Here is a 19,352-nt window from a genome sequence, read left to right as displayed (position 1 = left end):
CATTATCGGACGATCAAGGACGCTTGAGGGCGTACAACTTGCCGTCACGGCTCTGCACATACAGGGTCTCGCCATCCACCAGCGGGGCGGCATAGAGACCACTGCTATCGAGCTGCTGCATCGCCTTGATGGTACCGTCGGTACGATCAAGCCAATACAGGTATCCTTCCACATCACCCACCACCACATAGTCACCGAAGATGACAGGTGCAGTGACGGTACGATTTTCCAGCTGGGTGTTGGACCACAGCTCCAGACCGTTGCGACGGTCGATGGCAAACAGGTGGCTGCGGCTGTCGGTCAGCACGATGGCATTACCGGTCATCGCCAGATCGCGATAGCCGGAATACTTGCGCTTCCACACTTCATCACCGGTCATCAGTTTGCGCGCCATCAGCTGACCGTTGTAGGCGATGGCATAGAGCTCATCACCGGCAATCAGCGGGCTGGCATCGACGTCAACCATGCGGTCCAGCTCGGTGGCACCGCGCGGATCAGCCACCTTGGACTGGCGCACAGGCTGGCCGTTGCTCAGCAGGGCGATGCCCACCTTGCCATCGGCACGACCGTAAATCACGGCGCCGTTGGTGATCACCGGTGCACCGGCACTGCGCAGGGTCAGCGGCGGCTGCTCTTCGGAGAGCGACCACTGCATCTTGCCTTCATCAGTGTCGAGGGCGATCAGGCGACCGGAGGTGGTCAACACCACCACGCGGCCATCTTCCACCGCGGGGCTTGCCACCACTTCGCCGGGCACATTGGTCTGCCACAGCACTTCACCGTTCTCTTCGTTCAGGGCGTAGACCACCCCGTTCTCGGAGCCGAGGAACAGCTTGCCGTAACGGGAGACCAGGCCGCCGGAAAGGCGGGCGCTGCGCTTGTCGGCGTTGACCGGCAGGTCGGCCAGATCGACAGTCCAGAGGCGATCGCCACTGGCACGGTCAAAGGCGCTGACATCGCCGTCACGGGCCGCCGCATAGATACGATCCTCTTCCACCACCGGCTTGAGCTGGGAGTAGAAATCACCGATACCATCACCCACAGTAGATGACCATGCGGTGTCGGCAGTGAAGGCAGATTCAACCTTGGGCAGCGGCGCCATCGGGTTGAGATCCTCTTCGGAACTGAACAGGGAGCAACCCTGCAGAGCGAAGGAGACCGCAGCCCCCAGCGCCACCATCTTGAATAGATTACGCATCCGGTGCCTCACCAGTCGCAACGGCCGGCAGGGCCAGATCGTCCATTTTCAGCTTGAGCTCGGCGCTACCCTGCAGGCCGCCGGCATCCGCCGCCGCCTGATAGGCATCACGAGCCTCTTCGGTCTTGCCCTGCTTTTGCAGCACATCACCACGGGCTTCCGCTACCTGCGCCTTGAAGGCCTCATTCTGGATGGTCGCCAGCTTGGCCAGCGCTTCATCTGCCTTGCCCTGATCATTCAGCACACGGGCCAGACGCAGCGCCGCGATGGGACGAATGCTCTCGTCACCCGTGGTCGCCACCAGCTCCAGCTGCTCGGCAGCCAGATCCAGCTTGCCCGCCTTGACGGCAGCGGCAGCCAGTTGCAACGCGGCCAGTTCACCGTAGGAGTCACCCTTGTTGGCGGTGACAAACTGCTGTGCCTGCTCGAAACCGGCGGCATCGCCCTTGGCCAGCTGCTCAATCACCTGGTTGTAAGAGTGGGAGGAGGCCTCCATGGTCTCTTGCTGGTGCTGGTTGTAATAGCGCCAGCCGAACAGACCGACCAGACCGATCACGGTCCCGGCAATCACCGAGGTTCCGTTCTCTTTCCACCACTCCTTGATAACCTCAACCTGTTGTTCTTCGGTGGTATAGACTTCCACAGCTTACTCTCCTTTGGCTGCCAGCAGGGCAATGGCGGCGTCAACCTTGACGGTCTGTTGCTCGGCCTGACCACGCAGATATTTGATAGTGATCTCCCCGTTTTGCACCTCGGTCTCACCAAGGATCAGGGCGATTGCCGCGCCGCTCTTGTCGGCACGTTTGAGTTGTTTCTTGAAGTTGCCACCACCGCAGTGGCTCATGAGGCGCAGGTCCGGCAGGGCATCGCGCAGACGCTCGGCCAGCTGGAAGCCAGCCTGTTCGGTCCCCTCGCCCACCATCGCCAGATAGACATCCACCGCCGGGCGGATATCGGCGTTGAGCTCGAGAGTTTCCAGCATCAGCACCAGACGCTCCATGCCCATGGCAAAGCCCACGGCCGGGGTCGGTTGACCGCCCAACTGCTCCACCAGACCATCGTAGCGGCCACCGGCACAGACGGTTCCCTGGGCACCCAGACTGCTGGTGACCCACTCGAACACGGTCAGGTTGTAGTAGTCAAGACCACGTACCAGACGCTCGTTCACTTCGTATTTGATACCGGCAGACTCGAGCAGGCGCTTGAGCCCCTCGAAGTGGGCCAGGCTCTCTTCGCCCAGATGGTCCAACAGACGCGGGGCACCCGCCAAAATGGCCTGCACCTTTTCATCCTTGGAGTCGAGCACCCGCAGCGGGTTACTGTACATGCGGCGCTGGCTCTCTTCGTCCAGCTGCTCCTTGTACTGCTCCAGATAGGCCACCAGCGCATCGCGGTAAGCGGCACGCTCGGCGCTCTGACCCAAGGTGTTGAGCTGCAGGGTGACATGCTCGCTGATGCCAAACAGACGCCACAGACGGTGGGTCAGCATGATCAGCTCAGCGTCAATGTCCGGCCCGTTGATGCCAAACAGCTCGACACCGAACTGGTGGAACTGGCGATAACGGCCCTTCTGGGGACGCTCGTGACGGAACATGGGGCCCATGTACCACATCCGGCGTTCCTGGTTGTAGAGCAGACCGTGTTCGATACCGGCACGGACGCAGCTGGCGGTCCCTTCCGGACGCAGGCTCAGGCTGTCGCCGTTGCGATCTTCAAAGGTGTACATCTCTTTTTCGACCACGTCGGTCACTTCACCGATGGCGCGCTTGAACAGATGAGTCTGCTCGACAATCGGCATGCGCACTTCGCTGTAGCCATAGCTGGCAACGACCTGGCGCAGGATCTGTTCAACCTTCTGCCATACCGGGCTCTGCTCCGGCAGGCAATCATTCATACCGCGAATAGCTTGGATCTGTTTTGCCACGTTGATACTCGAGAAAAAGAGGTAAAATTTGGCCGCATTATAGGGATTTTCCCCCCCAAGGTAAAATCAGGGAATCCGGATGCGGGATTTAAAATCAGTCACCTGGAAAAAGGGCCACCCAATGTGGCCCTGTTTCGCTCACTCCTTGTCCATCGGGATCCGGTTGGCGGGATCCAGCATGGCGGCGCGGGCGCGAATGCGGCGCTCCAAAGTTGGAATGAGATCCTTGTTGTCGAGCCGATCGACCCGCTGGCCCCCTTCATAGAAGGCACTCTTGTTGGCGGCACCCGCCAGACCAAGATCGGAGACCAGTGCTTCGCCCGGGCCATTCACCACGCAACCGATGATGGAGACATCCATCGGGGTGATGATATCTTCGAGCCGCTCTTCCAGAGCATTGACGGTGGCGATCACATCGAACTCCTGCCGTGAGCAGGATGGGCAAGCGATAAAGTTGATGCCACGGGAGCGAATACGCAGAGATTTGAGGATATCGAAACCGACCTTTACCTCCTCCACCGGATCCGCCGCCAGCGAGATACGCAGGGTATCGCCGATGCCGTCGGTAAGCAGCATGCCCAGACCGATGGCAGACTTCACCGCACCGGCACGGAAACCGCCCGCTTCGGTGATGCCAAGGTGCAGCGGCTGTTCAATCTGCTTGGCCAGCAGGCGATAGGCACCGACTGCCAGGAACACATCGGAGGCCTTGACGCTCACCTTGAAGTCCTGGAAATCGAGGCGATCGAGATAGTCCACGTGACGCATGGCGGACTCTACCAGCGCCTCTGGGGTCGGCTCGCCGTACTTCTCCTGGATATCTTTCTCCAGCGACCCGCCATTGACCCCGATACGGATCGGGATATTGAGGTCGCGTGCACAATCGACCACCGAGCGCACCCGCTGCTCGTTGCCGATGTTGCCCGGGTTGATACGCAGGCAATCGGCACCGTACTCGGCCACTTTCAGGGCGATGCGATAGTCGAAGTGGATATCGGCAACGATGGGGATGCGGGTCTGCTGTTTGATGAGCCGGAAGGCTTCCGCCGCTTCCATGGTGGGCACGGAGACACGGACGATATCGGCACCGACCCGTTCGATCCGCTGGATCTGCTCGATGGTAGCAGCAACATCTGTGGTCTTGGTGTTGGTCATGGTCTGCACGGTAATGGGGGCATCGCCCCCAACCGGTACATTACCAACCATGATCTGTCTGGATTTACGACGAATGATGGGTGATTCGTGAGAAGACATGGGAAACAGATTACTCCTGCGGCAGTGAGAAGCGGGCTGTACGACCGTTGTTGTAACGGCTCATATCAAACGACTGACCCTTGTAGTCAAGCTTGACGGCCATGGGCGCGCCAATGATGAACTTCAGGGGCTCGGCGCCTTCCAGCACCAGCTCGTCGTTGGCCTTCTTCAGACCACTGAACAGGGTCTTGCCGTTGGCATCCTTCACATCCAGCCAGCAATCGGCGGTGAAGCTCATCTTCAGTTGCGGCGCAGTCGCCGGATCCACGACAGCCTCTTCAGATTCGGTGCCATTGGCGCCGGATACCGCTGCATCGGTCGCAGTGCCGACAGCCGCACTGACATCGGTCGGGGCAACAGCCGCAGAAGCAGGCGCCAGGGTAGCAGTCGCATCGGAGATCACCGCAGGGGCAGCTACATCAGTGGCGGCCGGTACGATGGCTGTGCCTTCCACCGGGGCGGTGTTGATTGCATCGGGCGGCGTGATGGCAGGTTCAGCCGGAGTCGAACTGGTTGCACTCATCTCGGTGGCTGCCAGCGCTTCATCACCGGCGGAGCGGCGTGAAGTACTCTGCCACCACCAGGCGACCGAGAGCGCAATCAACACCAGGATCATCAACCAGGTCACCACCTTGAGCCGACTGTCGTTGGCTTGCTGGCGGGAGCGACGGGAGAAGCTCTGCATGTCGATATTGTCGGGAGGGGTCAGACCCAGCTTGTCGTAAGCGGCCAGAATGGTCTCATCGGGGATCCCGACCAGCTTGGCATAGGTACGCAAATAGCCCCGAATAAAGGTATGGGAGGTGTGCTTGTCGTAGGTATCCGATTCGATAGCGGCGATCAGGGTCAGACGAAGGTGAATGCGAGACGCAACCTGTTCTCGTGTCCAGCCAAGCTGTTCACGGGCGTTGCGCAGCAATTGGCCTGGGCCTACTGCCTGGGAGTCGTCTTGGAAATCGTGTTGCTGTTCAATAGTCATTGGCTAAATAACGCTTGGCTTGTTGCGAAGTGGGATATTGCCTTACCAGCTCAGTCCCGAATTGGTGAAGTAATGCCGGCTTGTCCATCGCCTGCGCCAGCCGAAGTCTCAACCAGAGACTCTCCTCGTTCTCGTCTGACACATCGGCAAAACGGGCGAGGTAGGACTGCACATCAGGCAGCTTGCCATCTTTCATGGAAAGCTCGGCCAAGTCCAGCAATAACCCTGGATTGCGGGGATTATACCCCAAGGCCAGGCGATAGTACTCGCCTGCTTTATCATTTCTGCGATTTTGCAGCGCACAAAGTGCCGCATTTTCATAGGTATCGGCAATTTTTACGTAGCCTGGCTGAATAACAGCCTGGTTGAACGCCTGATCTGCCTCGGCATACCTGCCGCGATCACAGAGGAAGGCACCATAGTTGTTCATTGCGTCAGCATTGGACGGATCCATGGCAAGGGCGTTCTTGTAATGGGTCTCGGCTGCCTTGAAATCTCCTACCTTCTGGTAAAAGTAGGCAAAACCGATCTGGATCTGGGGGTTGGAGGGGTCATACTGGAGGGCGCGGTCAAGATTGAACTTGGCCTGCTCGGCATTGCCCTGACGCAGGTACTGGATACCCAGGTCGAGGCGGGTTTGGGCAGCCGCCTTGAGGTCAGGACCCACTTCACGCTGGGTCGAGTTCTGGCCAGCGTAAGTGGTCTCGGTCACACAGCCTGGCAGCGCGCAGAGCGCTGCCACTACGATCAATGTACGTGTATCCATTCCCTGTCTATACAATGGCTTAGCATTTAAACCATTTTGACGGAAATCCCATCCTGTTGCATCCGATTTTTGATAGTTCGCTTGGTACGGTCAATCACGTCACCCACCAGCTGACCACAGGCGGCATCGATGTCATCACCACGGGTCTTGCGGACAATCACGGTGAAACCGTACTCCATCAGCACCTTGGAGAAGCGATCGATACGGCTGTTGCTCGGCTTGCCGTAAGGGTTGCCCGGGAAGGGGTTGAACGGGATCAGGTTGATCTTGCTCGGAGTGTCCTTGAGCACCTTGGCCAGCTCGTGAGCATGCTGCATATCGTCATTGATATGATCGAGCAGCACATACTCGACGGTCACCCGACCACCGTTGGCATTGGATTTGGCCAGGTAACGACGGACACCGGCGAGGAACTCCTCGATGTTGTACTTGTCGTTGATCGGCATGATCTCTGAACGCAGCTTGTCGTTCGGGGCGTGCAGGGAGATAGCCAGCGCCACGTCGATCTGGTCGCCCAGCTTGTCCAGCGCAGGTACCACGCCAGAGGTGGAGATGGTCACCCGGCGCTTGGAGATGCCAAAGCCGTAGTCATCCATCATCAGACGCATGGCGGGCACCACGTTGGCGAGGTTGAGCAGCGGCTCGCCCATCCCCATCATCACCACATTGGTGATGGGACGCTTGCCACCGACCACGCGGGCCGCACGCCACACCTGACCGATGATCTCGGAGACTTTCAGATTGCGGTTGAAGCCTTGTTGAGCCGTGGAGCAGAACTTGCACTCCAGCGCACAGCCAACTTGAGAGGAGACGCAGAGGGTCGCGCGGTCATCTTCCGGGATGTAGACGGTCTCTACCTCCTGATCGCCCACCTGCAGAGCCCACTTGATGGTGCCATCGGCAGAGCGCTGCTCGCGGCTGATCTCGGGCGCCTTGATCTCGGCGATCGCCTTGAGGCGCTCTTTGAGCACCTTGTTGACGTTGGTCATCTGATCGAAATCATCACACCCAAAGTGATAGATCCACTTCATGACCTGATCTGCCCGGAATGGCTTCTCGCCCAGTTCGACGAAAAAGGCACGCATGGCATCCCGATCAAGATCCAGCAGGTTGATTTTTGTTTCGCTCATCAATGGCCTCAGTTCAAACACTTCATCAATTATTGGCTGACGACGTCAGGGGGCGGCATTGTACAAATAATGGGTCTGGCTTTCCACCTGGAGAATAGAGGGATATTGCGTAAACGGCGAAAACAACAAAGGGAGCCGAGGCTCCCTTGGGTCATCATCAACAAAAATCAGCCGCGCGGGCAAATCTCGTTGTCAGAGAAGAAGTAGGCAATTTCGCGGGCAGCGGATGCCGGTGCATCGGAGCCATGTACTGCGTTGCGATCGATGCTCTCGGCATAACAGGCACGCAAGGTACCAGCCAGCGCCTCTTTCGGGTTGGTAGCACCCATGATCTCACGATTGCGACGGATGGCGTCTTCCCCTTCCAGCACCTGCACCATGACAGGGCCAGAGGTCATGAAGCTGACCAGATTGTCATAAAAAGGCTTGCCCTGATGCTCGGCATAGAAACCGGCAGCCTGTTCACTGCTCATGTGCAGCATTTTGGATGCCACCACTTTCAAGCCTGCGCTTTCGAAACGGCTATAGATGGCACCGATCAGGTTCTTGCTGACAGCATCCGGTTTGACGATAGAGAAGGTACGTTCGATGGCCATTGATATCTTTCCTTAACTACAGAGTTTTATTGTTAGAATCCATGTTCGCTGGCGATTATACGTAAACAAAAACCGGAAAAACACACAAACAAGCAACTTTTTATTAAACATCACTCCCTTGCAATCAACATCCACACTCATCTTGACCGAGCAGAGCCGGAAAATATGTGCGCTTGCGCACGATAGTTACCTTAAGCCGCCAAAACCCCATCTTTTGTTCACAATTCGAACAGCATGAAAAAGGCACCCGAAGGTGCCTTGTCTCGCCTATTTGGCTTCCGCCAGCAAGGCCCGCGCTATGGTGCGCATCCCCAGAGTATTAGCTCCCGGCGCCCAGAGGGCATCGCCGTTGTCACTGAAGCAGGCGGCCAGATCGATATGCAACCAGCCCATCCCTTCGTTGGCAACGAAACGGGAGAGGAAACCCGCAGCGTTGGAGGCGCCACCCGGCCCACCCCCCTTCACCGGACGGCTGTTGGCCGTGTCGGCGTAATGGGAAGGGCACTGCTGGCGGTGCCAGGGCTCCAGCGGCAGCGGCCAGGCAGGCTCATGCTCAGCATCGGCATAGGTCATTGCGCGGCTTACCAACCCTTTGTCGAGGCCGAACAGAGCATTGTAGCGCCCACCCAGCGCCATCACGGCTGCGCCGGTCAGGGTCGCGGCATCGATGATCAGCGGTGCGCCGGACTCGCTCGCCAGTTGCAAGCCATCGGCCAGTACCAGCCGCCCCTCGGCATCGGTATTCACAATCTCGACCGTGGTGCCGTTCTTGTAGGTGAGGATGTCGCCCAGCTTGTAGGCGTGGCCGGAGACCAGGTTCTCGGCGCAGCAGAGGATCAGCTTCACCCGCTTGTCGAGCCCGCGCAGCATAGCCAGCGCCAGCGCACCGGTGACAATCGCCGCGCCCCCCATGTCGCACTTCATGGTGAGCATCCCCTCGGAGCTCTTCATGGAGTAGCCGCCGGAGTCAAAGGTGATCCCCTTGCCCACCAGCGCTGCCGCCACCGGCGCCTTGGGGTCACGCCCCGGGTTGAAGTCGAGCTCCAGCAATACCGGTTCGCGCGCACTGCCGCGGCCCACCTGATAGAGGCCGACCCAGCCCGCCTGTTGCAGCGCTTCGCCTTTCAAAATGCGATGACTCACCTTGTCCGGCGCCAGCTCGGTAATAAAAGAGGCCGCTTCCACCGCCAGCTCCAGCGGGCCCAACTGCTCCGGGGTGGCATTGGTCATCTCGCGCACCCAGCGGCCGCAGAGCCAACGCGCTTCCAGCTCCTCTCTGTCCTCTTCCGAGGACATGGCCCACTGCAGTTGCACCTCCGCCTTGGGGGTTTGCAGCCCTTGGGCAAAAGCCCACTGCTGTTCACGCTCCCAGTGACCAGCCAAAGTCACTTTCTGGATCCCCTGCTGGCAGAGGCGACGGGCCGCCTGCTGGATATCGAGCAGAGGATTGGCCGTCACCAGATGGATCACCATGCCGTCGGCACGGTGAGAGAGCAGCGCCCCCTCCCCCCACTCGGCCGGTGCAAATTCACGACTCAGCCAGACATTCATGCGGTCACCTCCTGCAGCCAGCGGGCTATGGTACGCAGACCGTGACCCTTGGCGCCGGTCGCCCAGAGATCGTTGCCCGATTTCTGATAAGAGGCCGCCAGATCCAGGTGCACCCACCCCTTACCCTCATCACGTACGAAACGGGAAAGGAACGCTGCAGCCGTGGTGGCACCGGCCGTGCCTTCGGCTGAGGCGACGTTGCCCAGATCGGCAAAGGCCGAGGTGAGCTGGCTGGCATGCCAGGGTTCCAGCGGCAGCGCCCACGCCTGTTCGTTTTCCACCTTGGCGGCGGCCAGCGCACGCAGCTGTTCGGTCTCATCGAGGGCAAACACCGCATTGTAGTCGCGGCCCAGCGCCATCTTGGCGGCGCCGGTCAGGGTGGCTGCGTCAAGGATATAATCTGCACCGCTGTCGGAGGCCGCCATCAGGCCATCGGCCAGTACCAGACGACCTTCCGCATCGGTGTTCTGGATCTCGACCGAAACCCCATTCTTGTAAGTGAGGATGTCGCCCAGCTTGAAGGCGTGGCCGGAGACCAGGTTCTCGGCGCAGCAGAGAATGAGCTTCACCCGCTGGTTCAGACCGCGGCTGATAGCCAGCGCCAACGCGCCGGTCACCATGGCGGCACCGCCCATATCGGACTTCATCGGCAGCATGTTGTCAGAGGACTTCATGGAGTAGCCACCGGAATCGAAAGTGATCCCCTTGCCCACCAGCGCCGCCACCACGGGTGCATTGCGATCACCGGTCGGGTTGTAGTCAAGCTCCAGCAGCACAGGCTCGCGCTCGCTGCCACGGCCAACCGACCAGATCCCGATATGGCCGGACTCGCGCAGCGCTTCACCGGCGGTGATGCGAGCTGTAACCTGATCCCCGGCCAGACCACGAATGAGCAACAGGGCCGATTCCGCCAGACTCATGGGGTAGATCTCTTCCGGACAGCCATTGGTGATGTCACGTACCCAGCGAGCCGCCTTGAGCAGCGCATCCAGTTCACGGGCTTCCGCGTCGCTCTGCTGGCCAAAATCCAGTTCACGCGCTCCCTTGGCGGCGTAGAACCCCTGGGCGAACGCGTAGCGACGCTCCAGATCCCAGCCTTCACCGACCAGCGTCACCCGCTTGATCCCGCTCGATTCGAGGCGACGGGCGGCGCGCTGAACGGTACGCAGAACATCCTTCTCCTGACCGGCGGCACCAAGATGGATCAGTGCCTCGTCGCCATTGAAACTGAGCTGGGCGCCCTCGCCCCAATAAGCGGCCGCAGCCTGGGTGGATAACGCTACCTTCATCATGTCAGCCATCGTGTTTGCTTCCTTTTTACTGGCACTATGTATAAGCACTCTTTATGGGAAAGAGCTTATTGGCAAAGAGAGAATAACGAATACAAAAAAGGCCGTGCCCCCGAGGGTCACGGCCTTCCACCATATCACTGAAGCACCACAGGATGCTGCACGTGCAATTCACTCATGTGTAATTAATGGCGTTCAGAGGCAAGGTTCAGGGTGTACTTGGGCAGTTCAACCACCAGATCCTCGTCCGCCAATTTTGCCTGGCAGCTGAGACGGGATTCCGGCTCCAGCCCCCAGGCCTTGTCCAGCATGTCGTCTTCCAGCTCGTCACTTGGCTCGAGCGAGTCAAAGCCCTCGCGCACCACGCAGTGGCAGGTCGTGCAGGCACAGGATTTCTCGCAGGCGTGCTCGATTTCGATACCGTTGCGCAGCGCCACATCCAGAATGGTCTCGCCGCTTTGCCCCTCGAGGGCGGCGCCATCCGGACAGAGTACGGGATGAGGAAGAATGATCAGTTTTGGCATATTACACCTTGTTGACGTTTTGTCCGGTCAGCACCTTGCGGATGGAGGCGTCCATCCGGCGGGCTGCAAACTCGCCACTGACAGCATCGGCTGCCTCAATGGCTTCTTTGATTTGATGGGTTGCGCCGCTGTTGCGCATGGTCAGCAGATGGGCGATGGCGGCATCAATCTCGGCACGCTCGGCAGCATTGAGCAGGGCATCGCCATCGGCGGCCAGCGCCGCATTGAGACTCTCGACCACCCGGTCGGCTTCAACCTGCTGCTCGGCCAGCATGCGGGCATCCATATCCTGCTGGGCGTTCTCGATGGAGGCACTCAGCATGTTGAGGATATCCTGCTCCGCCAGCCCGTAAGAGGGCTTGACCTGGATCTCGGCCTGCACGCCGGAGGATTTCTCCATGGCGCTGACCGAGAGCAGACCATCCGCATCCACCTGGAAGGTGACGCGAATATGGGCGGCGCCGGCTGCCATCGGCGGAATGCCGGTCAGGGTAAAGCGGGCCAGGGAGCGGCAATCGGCTACCAGCTCCCGCTCGCCCTGCACCACGTGAATGGCCATGGCGGTCTGACCATCCTTGAAGGTGGTGAACTCCTGGGCGCGGGCAACCGGAATGGTAGTGTTGCGCGGGATCACTTTCTCGGCGAGGCCACCCATGGTCTCCAGACCCAGCGATAGCGGGATAACGTCCAGCAGCAGCATCTCGGCATCAGGTTTGTTGCCCACCAGAATATCGGCCTGGATGGCGGCGCCAATGGCGACAACCTTGTCCGGATCGATGCTGGTCAGCGGCGTACGCTGGAAGAACTCGCCCACCAGTTCACGCACCAGCGGCACCCGGGTGGAGCCACCGACCATCACCACTTCCAGCACTTCCACCTGCTCGAGACCGGCATCGCGCAGGGCGCGGCGACAAGCCAGCAAGGTCCGTTTCACCAGCGGGGTGATGAGTTCATCAAACTGGCTACGGCTCACTGAACCCTGCCAGCCAGCAAAGGTGCACGCCACCTGCTCGGCATCGGTCAGGCCGTGTTTGACGGCAGCGGCCACATCCAGCAGCTCGCGCTGCAGATGGGCATCCAGCTCACCGGAGAGGCCCGCTTGCTCCTTGATCCAGTCCGCCAGCAGGTGATCAAAATCATCACCGCCGAGGGCGGAATCGCCGCCGGTCGCCATCACTTCGAACACACCGCGGTGCAGACGCAGGATAGAGATATCGAAGGTGCCGCCCCCCAGATCGTAAACCGCGATCACCCCTTCCTGACCGGAGTCAAGGCCATAGGCAATCGCGGCCGCGGTCGGCTCGTTGAGCAAACGCAGCACGTGCAGACCGGCCAGACGGGCCGCATCCTTGGTCCCCTGACGCTGGGCATCATCGAAATAGGCGGGCACGGTAATGACCACGCCATCGAGATCGCCCCCGAGTGTCTGGGCGCCACGCTCGGCCAGCTTTTTGAGAATTTCGGCCGAGACCTGTACCGGATTGACCAGCCCCTGACGGGTTTGCAGTTGCGGCATGCCATTGTCGGCGGCAACAAACTGGTAAGGCTGTTGGCGGGTATCGATATCGGCCAGCGCCTTGCCCATCATCCGTTTGACCGAGACGATGGTGTTGTGAGGATCGAGCGCCGCTTCGCGCTTGGCATCAATTCCGACTCGAATGGCGTCGCTTTGATAGTGCACCACCGACGGGAGCAGGTCGCGCCCTTGCTCATCGCAAAGGGTATCGGCGTGACCGCTGCGAACCGCAGCGACGAGAGAGTTGGTGGTGCCGAGATCGATGCCGACGGCACGTTTGTGCTGATGAGGAACAGCGCTCTGGCCGGGTTCGGCGATTTGCAGTAATGCCATGGGTAATGAAACTTCCAGCGTTAAAGGATCAAGACTCGAGAAGCGAGTCTTCGAATCGTTCCAGCTCTTCGAGGAGCTTGTCGACAAACTTGAGTTTGCGAACGCAATCAGCGGCAACGAGATCTTTGCCGGCGGCAAGAGACTCGGTCAGCTGCTGCATCAACATCTGGTGATCATGCCTGATCTCGCTGCGAAAATCCTTGATGGCGCGCTCAGGGTCGGCGTCATCTTTCAGATCGGCCAGACGCTCGCGCCACTCCAGCTGCTGCATCAGAAACGCGGTATCTTGCAGGGTCTGCTGTTCACCACGGATATCGGTGCCACGCAGGGAGAGCAGATATTCGGCACGGCGTAGCGGCGCCTTGAGGGTGGTGAATGCTTCGTTGATCTGGGCGGCACGTTGCACCGCAGCCAGCTGCTCCCGTTCGGGGGCGGTGGCAAAACGATCAGGATGGAATTGGGTTTGCAGCTGGCGGTAGGTATCAGCCAACTGACGGGTATCGAGCTCAAAGCCTTCAACCAGCCCAAACAGCTCGAAATGATTCATGCAAACCTCTTGGAAACGTTCGCCACAACCTCACTCGCCCCTGGCAAATGAGATGTGATTGAACGGGTCATGGGCAACCCGCTCAACCACAGACGAAGGATCATTGACGTCAAACATCTCAGACACTGAAGCTTTCGCCGCAACCACACTCGCCTTTGGCATTGGGATTGTTGAACTGGAAGCCCTCGTTGAGGCCCTCCTTGACGAAATCCAGCTCGGTGCCATCCAGATGGATCAGGCTCTTGGCATCAACAATAATCTTGACGCCCTGCTGCTCGAACACCTGATCCTCATCGGTCAGTTCATCAACGAACTCAAGCACGTAGGCAAGACCGGAGCAGCCGGTGGTTTTGACGCCGAGGCGCAGGCCAATGCCCTTGCCCCGGTTAGCCAGAAAAGAGGAAACCCGTGCCGCGGCGGCATCTGTCATGGTAATAGCCATACTGCTCTCCGGCGCTTAGAGACCTTTCTTCTGCTTGTAATCGGCGATGGCGGCCTTGATGGCGTCCTCGGCCAGAATGGAGCAGTGGATCTTCACCGGTGGCAGGGCCAACTCTTCGGCGATATCGGTGTTCTTGATGCCAGCCGCTTCGTCCAGGGTCTTGCCCTTGACCCATTCGGTCACCAGGGAGCTGGAGGCGATGGCAGAACCGCAGCCGTAGGTCTTGAACTTGGCATCTTCGATGATGCCTTCATCGCTGATCTTCAATTGCAGCTTCATCACGTCGCCACAGGCGGGCGCACCGACCATGCCGGTTGCAACGCTGGGATCATTCTTGTCGAAACCACCGACGTTGCGAGGATTCTCGTAGTGGTCGATTACTTTTTCACTGTAAGCCATATCTCACTCCTGCTAATTCTGTTGCTCACTGACCCGGTGGATCAGTGATGAGCCCATTCGACCGTGTTCAGATCGACGCCGTCTTTGTACATCTCCCACAGGGGGGACATCTCGCGCAGACGACCGATGGAGTCACGAATAAGCTTGACCGCGTAGTCAATCTCTTCCTCGGTGGTGAAGCGACCCATGCTGAAACGGATGGAGCTGTGTGCCAGCTCGTCGTTCAGACCCAGTGCGCGCAGCACATAGGAGGGTTCCAGGCTGGCGGAGGTACAGGCCGAACCGGAAGAGACCGCCAAATCTTTCAGCGCCATGATGAGGGATTCCCCTTCCACATAGGCAAAGCTGACGTTGAGGTTGCCCGGAACACGTTGCTCCAGATCGCCATTGATGTAGACGGCTTCAATATCCTTGATGCCATTCCACAGACGCTGGCGCAGTGCCAAGATACGCTCGCCTTCACTCACCATCTCTTCTTTGGCGATGCGGAAAGCTTCGCCCATCCCGACGATCTGGTGGGTCGGCAGAGTACCGGAACGCATGCCGCGCTCGTGGCCGCCACCGTGCATCTGGGCTTCCAGACGAACGCGGGGTTTGCGGCGAACAAACAGTGCACCGATCCCTTTCGGACCATACACCTTGTGTGCTGAGACGGAGAGCAGGTCCACTTTCAGTGCTTCCACATCTACCGGGATCTTGCCCACACTCTGAACGGCATCCACGTGCAGCAGGATCTTGCGGGAACGGCACAACTCGCCGATGGCGGCAATGTTCTGAACCACGCCGATTTCGTTGTTCACATGCATGATGCTGACCAGGATGGTGTCATCACGCATGGCATTCTCGATCATCTCGATAGTGAACAGGCCGTTGGGCATCGGCTCAAGATAGGTCACCTCGAACCCTTCACGCTCCAGCTGGCGACAGGTATCGAGCACCGCCTTGTGTTCGGTCTTGGAGGTGATGATGTGCTTGCCCTTGCTGGCATAGAAGTGGGCAACACCCTTGATGGCCAGGTTATTGGATTCGGTCGCACCGGAAGTGAAGACGATCTCGCGGGGATCGGCACCGATCAGATCTGCCACTTGATTACGGGCCAGATCCACCGCCTCCTCGGCTTGCCAGCCAAAGCGGTGAGAACGGGAAGCCGGATTGCCGAACAGGCCATCCATGGTGAGACACTGCATCATTTTTTCTGCGACACGCGGGTCCACCGGACAGGTTGCCGAATAATCAAGGTAAATAGGCAGTTTCATGTTTTTCTCCGTCACAGTCCGGGTCATACAGAGTCCCGCTGTGGAAAGCACGTTTATAGTTGGACTTTCAAGCTCACATCGCCGTGTTCTGCCCGATCAACCAGGGACAACACGGTCTTCATTTGTTCATCTTGCTTGCCGGCAATCCGGCGCACATCGGCCTGGCGTACCAGCTCGGCCAGCGTGATATCCCCGAGGAAGCTGGAGATCCGCTCACTCAGGTCGCGCCACAGGGAGTGAGTCAGGCACTGGGTACCGCCGTGGCAACCGCCCTTGCCGAGGCACTTGGTTGCATCGACCGACTCATCGACCGCGGTGATCACCTGACCAACCGAAATCTCGCCTGGAGCCAACCCGAGGCGATAACCACCGCCCGGGCCACGCACGCTGCTCACCAGACCATGTTTGCGCAGGCGGGCAAAGAGCTGCTCGAGATAGGACAACGAGATGCCCTGGCGCTCGGAAATATCGGCAAGGGGGACGGGCCCCTGCTCTGCATGCAGCGCCACGTCGAGCATGGCGGTTACAGCGTAACGTCCTTTTGAAGTCAGTCTCATGTGCCTTACCGTCTTGCGAAGCAATTTAATGGGGCACATGGTCACATACCCGACCAAATCAGTCAAGTATATGGTTGAGTAAATCAGTCGGATTAATCCGGTACGTGCGCTTTCTGCACCGAGGTCAGAATACCGCGCAGAATGTTGAGCTCAGCTGCTTCCGGCCGAGCCCGATTGAACAAGCGACGCAGCTTGCTCATCACATGACCCGGATGGTCATCGGCAATAAAACCGGTCTTCATCAGGGTTTGTTCCAGGTGCTGATAAAACCCTTCCAGCTGGGCGGCACTCGGATAGGCCATCTCATCTTCAGGCTCGGCGGCCTGCCCCTGCAGCCAGCGCATCCGCACTTCGTAACAGAGGGTCTGCACCGCCATGGCCAGATTGAGGGAGCTGTAATCAGGATTGGCCGGAATGGCCACGTGGTAGTGGCACTTTTGCAACTCGTCATTGGTGAGACCGGTGCGTTCACGGCCAAACACCAGCGCGACCGGGTGCTGCATCCCCTCAACCACCGACTTTTCGCCGGCCTCACGGGGATCGAGCATGGGCCAGCTCAGAGTTCGAGAGCGGGCGCTGGTGCCAATCACCAAACCACAATCGGCGATCGCGTCGTCCAGAGCCGGGACGATACGGGCATTGGCAAGCACATCGCTGGCACCAGCCGCCAGGGCGAAGGCATTGTCATCCGGCAAGGCTTGCGGATCAACCAATACCAGCTGGGTCAACCCCATGGTCTTCATGGCGCGTGCCGCAGACCCCATGTTGCCGGTATGAGAGGTGTTTACCAAAACGATACGAATCTGATCCAACATGCCCAGTCAATCTTCAGTCAAAAATGGCGCGCAATTGTAACATAATAGAACACGATGTTGGCACCGTAAAAGCCGAGCCATTTCAGAACAAAACCACCCGTTTGTATAACAAACCAGCATGAGGGAAGTGAGAGGGGGGGACTAAACTTGATGGATATCCGATAAACGGCACAGGAGACAACACACCATGCTTCCTCCCTTTATCTATGAGAGATTGCCCAGCCTCTACCTGTTGGCAGCCATTGCCATGATTACGTTGAGTGAACAGCCCCTGCTCTGGTTTGCAGGCGCCTTGCTGTTTATCGCCGGAGCGGTGACCTGGATGATGCGCTCCAGCTACCGGCGTACCGATCTGATTATCTTTCCGACCAAACGCTGGCTGCAGCCGGAGTGGCTGTATGAAGCGCAGCCCTTCATCTGGCTGGCTGCGGGGCTGGCCATGGCACAGCTGCCCGCCCCTGCGGCACTCATCGCCTTGGTGCCCTGTCTGTGGGCCTGTCGTTGCCTCTGGGCACGGCACCATTATCGTCGCCATGCCCATGGGGTGATTGCCCACTTAAGACGGGATCCCGCCCGGCGCCGTCTGCACCGGAGCCTGCGCTGACTCGGTGCGGGCGCGTTCGATAAACGTCGCCAGATCCATCAGGGGATACTTCATCAGGCTTGGCAAGCCATCGAGATCCAGACTGTCCATCAGGTTTTTCACCTCAAGGCCCAGTTCGGTATCCCCTTCTATCTTCAGCTTGCGCTGGAAAAAGAGCGAATCCGGATCCTCTTTGCGACCGGCAATCAGGATCAGGTCGTTGGCGGTACCGCTGAAGCAGACATCGGCCTTGTCACACTCGCGAGCTACCACCAGCTGGCCATTCTGCTCACTGATAAACCAGCACAGCTCCAGATCAGAGACTTCGACTTTCAGCCACTTGTCTGCCAGAAACTCGAAATCGCCATCTTCGATAGCCTCTTTGAATACCCGGGCCAGCAAACTCTCCATCAGCTGCTTTTGCAGATTGAAGGGAACCAGCTTGAGGGGATGGCGCAAGAAGCGCGGAGCCTGTTCGACCAGGCGGCGTTGCAGTTGTTGAAACACGATAGACTCCCTTTTTTGCGCATTCAAACACAGGGAGAGTGGCAAGATCCTGTTGGAAATCAAACTTGTGCAGGGTTACCTCAAGAAGGGTAAAGCCACATAAAGCTGCCTCAGGTCAAAAAGCGGGAGTGCATGGCTGCATACAATCAGGGCTCGTTTGCCCTTCATATGCACTCTCGGAGCGTACCAATGGAATTACTCTGTCCGGCAGGCAGTTTGCCGGCACTGAAAACCGCCGTGGATAACGGGGCCGATGCCGTTTATATCGGTTTCAAGGATGACACCAATGCACGCCACTTTGCCGGTCTCAACTTTACCGACAGCAAACTGGAGAAGGCGGTAGATTATGTGCATCAACATGGTCGCAAGCTGCATATTGCCATCAATACCTTTGCCCATCCCGGGGCCGATACTCGATGGAAACAGGCGGTTGATCGCGGGGTGGCCCTCGGCGCCGATGCGTTAATCATCGCCGATCTCGCCGTGCTGGATTATGCCAGCCGCCACTACCCCGAGATGGAACTCCATGTCTCGGTGCAGGCCAGCGCCACCAATGCCGCCGCCATTCGCTTCTATCAGCAGCAATTCAATGTCACACGGGTGGTGCTGCCCCGGGTGCTCTCCATGCATCAGGTCAAGCAGCTGGCCCGCGAGACCGATGTTGGCCTTGAGGTATTCGCCTTTGGCAGCCTCTGCATCATGGCCGAGGGGCGCTGCTATCTCTCCTCCTACATGACTGGCGAGAGTCCCAACACCGTCGGCGCCTGCTCACCGGCCAAGTTCGTCCGTTGGGAAGAGACCCCGAATGGTCTCGAGTCGCGGCTCAACGAGGTGCTGATCGACCGCTATGGCCCGGGCGAAAATGCCGGTTACCCGACCCTCTGCAAAGGGCGTTTCGACGTGGATGGCCAGACCTACCACGCGCTGGAAGAGCCCACCAGTCTCAATACCCTGGGTCTCCTGCCCGAGCTGTTCAAGACCGGGATCCAGTCGGTCAAGATTGAAGGGCGCCAGCGCAGCCCCGCTTATGTGGAGCAAGTGACCCGGGTCTGGCGTGCAGCCATCGATGCCTATCAGGCCAATCCCGAGGCCTATCAGGTTAAAGCTGAGTGGGATGCCCAGCTAGCCCGCGTCTCCGAAGGTAGCCAGACTACCCTCGGCGCCTACCATCGTCAGTGGCAATAAG

General features: G+C 58.9%; 21 protein-coding genes. 2 read left to right on the top strand and 19 right to left on the bottom strand.

Annotation, left to right across the window (positions count from 1 at the left end):
* Positions 1-13: 13 nt before the first annotated feature.
* From bamB to trmJ, 18 genes are all read right to left on the bottom strand, one after another.
* Positions 14-1,198, bottom strand: coding sequence for an outer membrane protein assembly factor BamB (bamB, locus tag AB5Y97_RS13395; RefSeq protein ID WP_005333796.1), 1,185 nt, complete (start codon positions 1,196-1,198; stop codon positions 14-16).
* Positions 1,191-1,841, bottom strand: coding sequence for a tetratricopeptide repeat protein (locus tag AB5Y97_RS13390; RefSeq protein ID WP_021229680.1), 651 nt, complete (start codon positions 1,839-1,841; stop codon positions 1,191-1,193). Before AB5Y97_RS13390 ends, bamB begins: the two co-directional genes overlap by 8 nt.
* Before the next feature lie 3 nt (positions 1,842-1,844).
* Entirely contained in the window at positions 1,845-3,122 is a 1,278-nt protein-coding gene (gene hisS / locus AB5Y97_RS13385) for a histidine--tRNA ligase (RefSeq protein ID WP_076491781.1), read from the bottom strand.
* 138 nt (positions 3,123-3,260) lie between these two features.
* Positions 3,261-4,376, bottom strand: a complete 1,116-nt coding sequence (gene ispG / locus AB5Y97_RS13380; protein ID WP_005333801.1) for a flavodoxin-dependent (E)-4-hydroxy-3-methylbut-2-enyl-diphosphate synthase — start codon at positions 4,374-4,376, stop codon at positions 3,261-3,263.
* A gap of 10 nt (positions 4,377-4,386) precedes the next feature.
* Entirely contained in the window at positions 4,387-5,355 is a 969-nt protein-coding gene (gene rodZ / locus AB5Y97_RS13375; protein WP_368158149.1) for a cytoskeleton protein RodZ, read from the bottom strand.
* A complete protein-coding gene (gene tapF / locus AB5Y97_RS13370) occupies positions 5,345-6,136 on the bottom strand; it encodes a PilW family type IVa pilus biogenesis/stability lipoprotein TapF (protein WP_085943024.1) in 792 nt (263 codons plus the stop codon). The genes rodZ and tapF overlap by 11 nt, the downstream gene beginning before the upstream one ends.
* Before the next feature lie 11 nt (positions 6,137-6,147).
* On the bottom strand, positions 6,148-7,251 hold the full coding sequence (locus AB5Y97_RS13365; protein WP_005344856.1) for a bifunctional tRNA (adenosine(37)-C2)-methyltransferase TrmG/ribosomal RNA large subunit methyltransferase RlmN: 1,104 nt from the start codon (positions 7,249-7,251) through the stop codon (positions 6,148-6,150).
* Between the two features lie 167 nt (positions 7,252-7,418).
* Positions 7,419-7,847, bottom strand: a complete 429-nt coding sequence (ndk, locus tag AB5Y97_RS13360) for a nucleoside-diphosphate kinase (RefSeq protein ID WP_005333805.1) — start codon at positions 7,845-7,847, stop codon at positions 7,419-7,421.
* 267 nt (positions 7,848-8,114) lie between these two features.
* Positions 8,115-9,398 (bottom strand): aminopeptidase PepB, encoded by a 1,284-nt coding sequence (pepB, locus tag AB5Y97_RS13355; RefSeq protein WP_005359802.1) that lies wholly within the window; start codon positions 9,396-9,398, stop codon positions 8,115-8,117.
* Positions 9,395-10,699 (bottom strand): aminopeptidase PepB, encoded by a 1,305-nt coding sequence (gene pepB, locus AB5Y97_RS13350; protein WP_120414051.1) that lies wholly within the window; start codon positions 10,697-10,699, stop codon positions 9,395-9,397. The genes pepB (AB5Y97_RS13355) and pepB (AB5Y97_RS13350) overlap by 4 nt, the downstream gene beginning before the upstream one ends.
* 173 nt (positions 10,700-10,872) lie before the next feature.
* On the bottom strand, positions 10,873-11,211 hold the full coding sequence (fdx, locus tag AB5Y97_RS13345; protein WP_005333808.1) for an ISC system 2Fe-2S type ferredoxin: 339 nt from the start codon (positions 11,209-11,211) through the stop codon (positions 10,873-10,875).
* Between the two features lies 1 nt (position 11,212).
* Positions 11,213-13,060: a Fe-S protein assembly chaperone HscA gene (gene hscA, locus AB5Y97_RS13340; RefSeq protein ID WP_005351033.1), complete on the bottom strand. Its 1,848-nt coding sequence runs from the start codon at positions 13,058-13,060 to the stop codon at positions 11,213-11,215.
* A gap of 28 nt (positions 13,061-13,088) precedes the next feature.
* Positions 13,089-13,607 (bottom strand): co-chaperone HscB, encoded by a 519-nt coding sequence (gene hscB / locus AB5Y97_RS13335; protein ID WP_042013204.1) that lies wholly within the window; start codon positions 13,605-13,607, stop codon positions 13,089-13,091.
* 118 nt (positions 13,608-13,725) lie between these two features.
* Positions 13,726-14,049 (bottom strand): iron-sulfur cluster assembly protein IscA, encoded by a 324-nt coding sequence (gene iscA / locus AB5Y97_RS13330; protein WP_005333812.1) that lies wholly within the window; start codon positions 14,047-14,049, stop codon positions 13,726-13,728.
* Positions 14,050-14,064: 15 nt separating this feature from the next.
* On the bottom strand, positions 14,065-14,448 hold the full coding sequence (iscU, locus tag AB5Y97_RS13325) for a Fe-S cluster assembly scaffold IscU (RefSeq protein ID WP_005333813.1): 384 nt from the start codon (positions 14,446-14,448) through the stop codon (positions 14,065-14,067).
* Between the two features lie 41 nt (positions 14,449-14,489).
* Complete coding sequence (locus AB5Y97_RS13320) at positions 14,490-15,704, bottom strand: IscS subfamily cysteine desulfurase (RefSeq protein ID WP_013723838.1); 1,215 nt, start codon at positions 15,702-15,704, stop codon at positions 14,490-14,492.
* A 53-nt stretch (positions 15,705-15,757) separates the two neighbouring features.
* Positions 15,758-16,261 carry a Fe-S cluster assembly transcriptional regulator IscR gene (gene iscR, locus AB5Y97_RS13315; RefSeq protein WP_026035025.1) on the bottom strand — a complete coding sequence of 168 codons (504 nt, stop codon included), beginning with the start codon at positions 16,259-16,261 and terminating at the stop codon, positions 15,758-15,760.
* A gap of 92 nt (positions 16,262-16,353) precedes the next feature.
* On the bottom strand, positions 16,354-17,076 hold the full coding sequence (trmJ, locus tag AB5Y97_RS13310) for a tRNA (cytosine(32)/uridine(32)-2'-O)-methyltransferase TrmJ (RefSeq protein WP_201946066.1): 723 nt from the start codon (positions 17,074-17,076) through the stop codon (positions 16,354-16,356).
* A 187-nt stretch (positions 17,077-17,263) separates the two neighbouring features.
* Here trmJ and AB5Y97_RS13305 point away from each other — a divergent pair, with 187 nt between their 5' ends.
* The gene (locus tag AB5Y97_RS13305) at positions 17,264-17,680 is read left to right on the top strand and encodes a hypothetical protein (RefSeq protein ID WP_368158147.1); all 417 of its coding nucleotides are present in this window, start codon (positions 17,264-17,266) and stop codon (positions 17,678-17,680) included.
* On the opposite strand, the gene AB5Y97_RS13300 is transcribed toward AB5Y97_RS13305, so the two are convergent.
* A complete protein-coding gene (locus AB5Y97_RS13300; protein ID WP_005344837.1) occupies positions 17,633-18,166 on the bottom strand; it encodes an SCP2 domain-containing protein in 534 nt (177 codons plus the stop codon). The genes AB5Y97_RS13305 and AB5Y97_RS13300 overlap by 48 nt on opposite strands.
* A gap of 189 nt (positions 18,167-18,355) precedes the next feature.
* On the opposite strand from AB5Y97_RS13300, the gene AB5Y97_RS13295 reads away from it, so the two are divergent.
* Entirely contained in the window at positions 18,356-19,351 is a 996-nt protein-coding gene (locus AB5Y97_RS13295; RefSeq protein WP_064341956.1) for a peptidase U32 family protein, read from the top strand.
* Position 19,352 lies beyond the last annotated feature (1 nt).

The organism is Aeromonas sp. R10-2, from assembly GCF_040908445.1.
Taxonomy (GTDB): Bacteria; Pseudomonadota; Gammaproteobacteria; order Enterobacterales; family Aeromonadaceae; genus Aeromonas; species Aeromonas veronii.
The sequence above is the reverse complement of the archived record's forward strand: the minus strand, read 5'-3'. Positions and strand labels throughout refer to the sequence as shown.